Annotated in this window: 4 protein-coding genes and 5 tRNA genes; 1 reads left to right on the forward strand and 8 read right to left on the reverse strand. The window is 39.5% G+C overall.

Annotated elements, in window-relative coordinates:
• Positions 1-60: 60 nt before the first annotated feature.
• The 3 genes from ybeY to miaB form a co-directional block, all read right to left on the reverse strand.
• Positions 61-531, reverse strand: coding sequence for an rRNA maturation RNase YbeY (ybeY, locus tag H4J65_RS16165; RefSeq protein WP_220465176.1), 471 nt, complete (start codon positions 529-531; stop codon positions 61-63).
• Positions 521-1,600 carry a PhoH family protein gene (locus tag H4J65_RS16170; protein WP_182136908.1) on the reverse strand — a complete coding sequence of 360 codons (1,080 nt, stop codon included), beginning with the start codon at positions 1,598-1,600 and terminating at the stop codon, positions 521-523. Before H4J65_RS16170 ends, ybeY begins: the two co-directional genes overlap by 11 nt.
• Before the next feature lie 86 nt (positions 1,601-1,686).
• Entirely contained in the window at positions 1,687-3,129 is a 1,443-nt protein-coding gene (miaB, locus tag H4J65_RS16175) for a tRNA (N6-isopentenyl adenosine(37)-C2)-methylthiotransferase MiaB (protein ID WP_182136907.1), read from the reverse strand.
• 431 nt (positions 3,130-3,560) lie between these two features.
• Here miaB and H4J65_RS16180 point away from each other — a divergent pair, with 431 nt between their 5' ends.
• On the forward strand, positions 3,561-4,727 hold the full coding sequence (locus tag H4J65_RS16180) for an FAD-dependent oxidoreductase (RefSeq protein ID WP_182185221.1): 1,167 nt from the start codon (positions 3,561-3,563) through the stop codon (positions 4,725-4,727).
• A gap of 387 nt (positions 4,728-5,114) precedes the next feature.
• On the opposite strand, the gene H4J65_RS16185 is transcribed toward H4J65_RS16180, so the two are convergent.
• The 5 genes from H4J65_RS16185 to H4J65_RS16205 all read right to left on the reverse strand — a co-directional run bounded on the left by H4J65_RS16185 (position 5,115) and on the right by H4J65_RS16205 (position 5,713).
• A tRNA-Leu gene (locus tag H4J65_RS16185) sits at positions 5,115-5,199 on the reverse strand.
• Between the two features lie 58 nt (positions 5,200-5,257).
• Positions 5,258-5,332, reverse strand: a tRNA-Gln gene (locus tag H4J65_RS16190).
• A gap of 62 nt (positions 5,333-5,394) precedes the next feature.
• Positions 5,395-5,469 (reverse strand) — tRNA-Gln (locus tag H4J65_RS16195).
• A 51-nt stretch (positions 5,470-5,520) separates the two neighbouring features.
• Positions 5,521-5,605 (reverse strand) — tRNA-Leu (locus H4J65_RS16200).
• A gap of 31 nt (positions 5,606-5,636) precedes the next feature.
• Positions 5,637-5,713, reverse strand: a tRNA-Met gene (locus H4J65_RS16205).
• Between the last annotated feature and the right edge of the window lie 981 nt (positions 5,714-6,694).

Genomic DNA, 6,694 nt, shown 5'->3' on the forward strand with positions numbered 1-6,694 from the left:
GTTTGTTATTTATACTAAGCGAATTCATCAATGAGCCCGCTTACGATTAAATATTGGCTGCTATTGTATTTCATAAGGCGCAGCTATGCCCAAACCTGTGATTATTTTCGTTTCAAGTGCTTCCATTTCTTCTGCTTCATCATCGTCAATATGATCGAAACCCAATAAATGTAAGCAGCCATGTACAACCATGTGCGCCCAATGGGCATTGATAGATTTGTGTTGTTCTGCGGCTTCTTGCTCAACAACATCAACGCAAATAATAAGATCACCTAATAAATCAAGTTCAATGCCTTCAGGTACTTCAAATGGAAATGATAAAACATTGGTGGCTTTGTCTTTGCCTCGATATTGATGATTAAGCTGACGGCTTTCATCACTATTGACCAATCTAATGGTAAGTTCAAATGATTTTTCATATGGCACTAGCGTAGCCTCAGTCCAACGTTGAAAGTCACTGAGTTCAGGCACCGTCTTATCATCACAAGCCAATTGTAAATCGACGACAATATTAGCCACGTTATTCGCCATGTTTGCTTTCGCTTGCAGCGGCTAAGGCTTCTGCTTTTTGCTGTTGTTCGCGCGCTTGTTGTTTTTCTGCTTTTAAGCGTTGCTCTTTTTGCTCAAACGCTTCATAAGCTTCAACTATATGACCGACAACAGGGTGGCGTACCACATCTTTTGCTTGAAAGAAGTTAAAACTAACGCCGGGTATATCCACTAATACTTCAATAGCATGGCGTAAGCCAGATTTTTGTCCGCGTGGTAAATCTACCTGAGTTATGTCACCTGTGATCACGGCGCGTGAGTTAAAGCCGATACGGGTTAAGAACATTTTCATTTGTTCTACGGTAGTATTTTGACTTTCATCAAGAATAATAAAGGCATCGTTTAATGTTCTACCGCGCATGTAGGCCAATGGAGCCACTTCGATGACATTACGCTCAATCAGCTTTTCAACTTTTTCAAAACCGAGCATTTCAAATAGCGCATCGTATAACGGACGTAGATATGGGTCGACTTTTTGCGATAAATCACCAGGTAAAAATCCGAGCTTTTCACCCGCTTCTACGGCTGGGCGGGTCAGTAATATACGTCTGACTTCTTGACGCTCTAAAGCATCAACAGCGCAGGCCACCGCTAGGTAAGTTTTACCTGTACCGGCAACACCAACACCAAAGCTGATATCATTGGTAATCACATTTTGGACATAACTTTGCTGGCTTTCGTTACGTGGCTTGACCATGCCACGTTTGGTCTTTATCGTCACCATATCGTCGTATTTAGCATCAAGCTTGCTTGGTGCGGCTTCTAAGACTCCGGCTTCGACAATGGCTAAGTGCAGCATTTTAGCGGTAATGGTGTTTGACTTACCTTTAACGGTTTCAGTTTCAAGGTAAAGATTGATCAAAAGTTGCTTCACAGCCTCTGCATTGACACTTTTACCGGTGACTTTAAACTCATGGCTTCTGTAGCTGATCTCAACGCCCATTCGACGTTCTATCGTCTTAAGGTTGTCGTCTATAGCGCCACACAAATTGGCCAGACGATTATTATCGGCTGGAGATAGTTCAAAAGTTATACTGGTATTTTTACTCAATTGCTGCTCCCAAGTGTTTGAAGTAACATGTTAAAAGGGCAAATAATTATTTGCCCTTAATATTTACTTTTATGAATAATAATAGCTTAAGGCGTAAAGGTGGCTACCCCTAGCTCATTCACTGGATTTTGTTCTGCTTGGTGATGGTTGTTCGCTAAAATGTCAGCGGGTGAATGGGCGATACGTAACCCCATTTCACTTTCTTGACGAACCAGTTCACCGCGTAAGGAGTTGGCATAAACATCCGTAATCTTGACATCAACAAATTGGCCAATAACGGTATGTGGAGCAACAAAGTTTACGATACGATTATTTTCTGTTCGGCCACGCAATTCCATTGGATTTTTCTTGGACGGACCTTCAACTAGAATACGTTGCTCGGTATCAAGCATATGACGTGCAATTTGCAGTGCTTGTTGACTGATACGGTCTTGCAATATTTGTAAACGTTGCTTTTTAGTTTCATCACTAATGTCATCAACCATATCGGCCGCAGGCGTACCTGGGCGTGCACTGTAAATAAAGCTGAAACTTAAATCAAAATCTACTGCTTTAATTAAGTTCATGGTCGCTTCAAAATCCGCATCAGTTTCACCTGGAAAACCAATGATAAAATCAGATGACATACAAATGTCAGGTCGAACTTTTTTCAATTTACGGATTTGAGACTTGTACTCTAAAGCGGTATGGCCACGCTTCATTTGCGTTAAAATACGGTCTGAGCCACTTTGCACGGGTAAATGTAAGTGACTAACAAGCTCAGGCACATCAGCGTAAACATCAATAATATCATCAGTAAATTCGATTGGATGTGATGTGGTATAGCGAATGCGGTCAATACCGTCAATGGTAGCGACTAGGCGCAACAGTTCAGAAAAACGACAAATACTACCGTCATGCGAATCGCCGCGATAACCGTTAACATTCTGGCCAAGTAAATTGACTTCGCGCACACCTTGCTCGGCAAGTTGAGCAATTTCATATAATACATCATCAAGCGGACGACTGACTTCTTCACCGCGGGTATAAGGTACTACACAGAAGGTACAATATTTACTACAACCTTCCATAATAGAAACAAAGGCAGTAGCCCCATCGGCTTTTGGCTCAGGTAAACGGTCAAATTTTTCAATCTCTGGGAAGCTCACATCAACAACATGACCTTTGTGACCGGTAACTTGCTGGATCATTTCAGGTAAACGGTGCAAGGTTTGTGGACCAAAAACCATATCTACATAAGGGGCACGTTGACGAATAGCATCGCCTTCTTGTGAAGCAACACAACCACCAACACCTATGATTAAATCAGGATTTTTTACTTTGAGGTTTTTCCAACGACCTAACTGATGAAACACTTTTTCTTGTGCTTTTTCACGGATAGAGCAGGTGTTAAGTAAGATAACATCAGCATCTTCTGCTGCTTCGGCTAATTCAAAGCCATGGGTAGAGTCTAAAAGTTCAGCCATTTTCTGCGAGTCATACTCGTTCATTTGACAGCCCCAAGTTTTGATATATAGCTTTTTACTCATTGTTTCGCGCCTAATCTTTTCTATGAATTGATTCTAGTTTTTGCTAGAGAATTTAAGGAGGCATATTTTACTCTTTCTTTGCCTATGATGCTAGCTTAGAAATATCTTGGTTAAAAATAGTTTTAAGTTTTTAGTTTAGCGCTATGAGTCATCATAAATTTGAAGCGCCTAGTTTGACCTTTAAACGCTTAATGGGGCGTTTTGTTGCGAGTGCTTTACTTGAGTTTTATTCGGTTCATTAATGCGAGGGTTCACTTTATCTGCGGGTAAAACGAGCAAATAAATAACCGAGTCGTGAGTTAGGCTCATCAGCTAAAATAATCAGAACATGAGTGATGTGGTTATTGCTGCATAATCTGGCACATAAACATCGAATTAAGATATCAGGTTGGGTAGAATAACCTAACGTTCATAAAGTTGTAAAAATCATGATGAATCAGTTTGATTGTGTTGTTGTTGGTGGTGGCATGGTAGGTGCGGCAAGTGCTTTATCACTGGCTGAGTTAGGATTAAGTGTGGCCATTATTGAAAAAAGTGTGCCAAAAAAGTTTTCTCCTGAACAAGCCTTTGACTTGAGGGTTTCAGCGATTTCGTTAGCCTCAGAGCAATTGTTAAAACAATTAAGTGCTTGGCAGCAGTTGCAAAAATGGCGAGTGTGCCCCTATAAGCGCCTTGGCGTATGGGAGATTGAGCGCAGCTACACCGAGTTTAATGCCAAAGATATCGAACAAACGCATTTAGGCCATATTGTTGAAAATAGGTTGATACAACTTTCTTTATGGCAACAAATGCAGCAACACAGCAATATTACTTTATTGTGCCCTGAAACCTTAATTAAACTTGAGCAAAGTCCGACAGACGTTGAGTTAACTTTATCGTCAGGCACTATAAAAGCTAACGTAGTTATTGGTGCCGATGGTCCGAATTCTTATGTCCGTAAACTGGTGAATATTGGCACCACAGGTTGGGACTATGCCCAATCTGCTCTGTTAATCAATGTCGAGACAGAAAAACCACAACAAGATATAACTTGGCAACAGTTTTTTCAAACAGGCCCGATTGCCATGCTCCCTATGTCAGGCAATTGTGCTTCATTAGTTTGGTATCATAATAAAGATGAAATAAAGCGCTTATCAGCATTATCCCATGACACTCTAGCGCAAGAGATAATGCAGCATTTTCCAAGCTGTTTAGGAAAAATAGCCATTACTAATAAAGCCTCGTTTCCCCTAACACGGCGACATGCGAATCAATACCAGAAAGGCCGAGTACTGTTAATAGGCGACGCGGCACATACGATTAATCCTATGGCAGGACAAGGGGTTAATTTAGGCTTTAAAGATGTTAAAGCCTTGCAGCATGTTATTGCAAAAGCTATCGGTGATGGCGAGTTATGGCATCAACCAGACGTTTTATCGCGTTATCAACAAAAAAGAAGAACGGATAATTTATTAATGATGACGACGATGGATGCATTATATTTGTCATTTGGCCATGTATCACCTTTAGTCAAGCTTGCCCGAAATGCGGGCTTAATGATGGTAAATAAAGTGCCAAACTTGAAAAATAAAGCCTTAGCTTATGCGTGTGGTGTATAGCGTTAATTTAATATCTTATACCCGTTTGATTCCCGTTTGATTAGTTATCTGCTCTACTTTATTCGCAGGGAAAACGGCCAAAGACAGGGCGTTTATTTTAATAATGCCTTGTTCAGGACAATAGGCGCCTGCAAGGTCTAATAAACGCATCCATGCAGCGATAGTGATTAAATAAATAACATAGCAGTATGTTTTGAATCAGGAGAAATGATCAGAATAGTAGCAAGCGTATTTATTTTGAAAGGGATCGAGAGTAAAAATCAGCTTAGATTAAAAGTTAAAGTGTATTTTTTATGGGGAATAATAGCTAGTATCTAGGAGATGTATAAGAGAAGTTTAATGATGATAACTATATAGAAGTACAGGAAGAAAATTTATATCTAGAATTGGTGCGGAAGGAGAGACTCGAACTCTCACATCTTGCGATACTGGAACCTAAATCCAGCGCGTCTACCAATTCCGCCACTCCCGCATATTCAGGTAGTAATCTCAATAAATTGAAATCATAAAACAATTAACATAAAAGAAAGTGGCTGGGGTATGAGGATTTGAACCTCAGAATGACGGGATCAAAACCCGCTGCCTTACCGCTTGGCTATACCCCAACTGGATACTTTTAGATTAAAGTGAGAAACATTGATGAACTTTCAAATAACTTAGAAGAAAGTGGCTGGGGTATGAGGATTTGAACCTCAGAATGACGGGATCAAAACCCGCTGCCTTACCGCTTGGCTATACCCCAACAATGTTACTTACTTTCTAACAAATATCATGATGATACTTGTTAGTAGAATGGTACGGGTCAAGAGACTTGAACTCTCACATCTTTCGATACTGGAACCTAAATCCAGCGCGTCTACCAATTCCGCCAAACCCGCATTTTTTCTATTTCTTACTAAGAGTGGAAAGTGGTGGCTACACCGGGATTTGAACCTGGGACCCCATCATTATGAGTGATGTGCTCTAACCAGCTGAGCTATGTAGCCTTTCCATCTCGCCTCTAAGCAAGTGGCGCGTATTATGCAAATCTGATCGCCTTACGTCAACCGTTTTTTATCAAAAAATAAGACTTTTTTCTTGTTTGGCTAATCGCTGTGCAATTTGTCGGATATCTGCACAGAAATAGCCCCCAAAAGACAAAGTTAATCGTAAGCTAGTTTAATGAGTTTACTTATCATGACTATTTAATAACTTCCTTGCTAGCTTTTACCACGAGATTTTTTAATGATCACTAAAATTTTGCTAAACGTTTTATGTTTTATTGTCTTATTGATTGACTAAGTCTGCTTTAAAACCAATTTTTTTTATTTCGTTGGTAGATTTCAGTAAGTCGAAGAAGAGTTATAGCCGTTTTATTACGTTTATGATCTTGTTGCGCGCAGTGAAAACTCCTCACGGCCGATGTTTATGGCTCCAGAAAAAAGATTAAAGACTAAAGTTTAAAGGTAAGTACCGACATTTATATAGGCAAGATACTGATTGATAATTATCTCGCCGTTTTTAGCCGTTTTCAGCTATCCATGGCTCAACGGCATTAGTACATTAATGTTTGTCGGAAGTTTTTAGCTATATAGGTAATTGTGCCTTAATCCGATGTTCTAGCTTAACTCTGCAACTACGCCTTGAGGTGAAGCGGCTATTTAATAGCAAGTTGATTAATGACCTGTTCATTTTTAATGGTTAAAATGAAAAACTACCCTGTTATACCATTTACCCATTTTTCTGTATGAACAAGTAGTCCACTTAATTAAATGGGGATAACTGAATTATCTTTTAATTATCTTTTAATTGTATTTTAATGTTTGAGGATGATGACAAGCGCTTTACTTAAATGCACAGAGCTAGTGTTAACTTTAAAGAGATCAAGTGCGAGGTTATGAGAGAAAAAAAAAGAGAGCCTAAGCTCTCTTTTATTGGGTCGATTAAACTTTAATTAAAAATTAAAAATTAAAAATTAAAAATTAAAC

Source organism: Colwellia sp. MB02u-9 (assembly GCF_014077085.1).
In the GTDB taxonomy this organism is placed as follows: domain Bacteria; phylum Pseudomonadota; class Gammaproteobacteria; order Enterobacterales; family Alteromonadaceae; genus Cognaticolwellia.

What these genes read in the sequence shown, in the direction of transcription:
- ybeY (WP_220465176.1), bottom strand. Translation starts at nt 531, where the DNA reads ATGGCGAATAACGTGGCTAATATTGTCGTCGATTTACAATTGGCTTGT.
- miaB (WP_182136907.1), bottom strand. Translation starts at nt 3,129, where the DNA reads ATGAGTAAAAAGCTATATATCAAAACTTGGGGCTGTCAAATGAACGAG.
- H4J65_RS16180 (WP_182185221.1), top strand. Translation starts at nt 3,561, where the DNA reads ATGAATCAGTTTGATTGTGTTGTTGTTGGTGGTGGCATGGTAGGTGCG.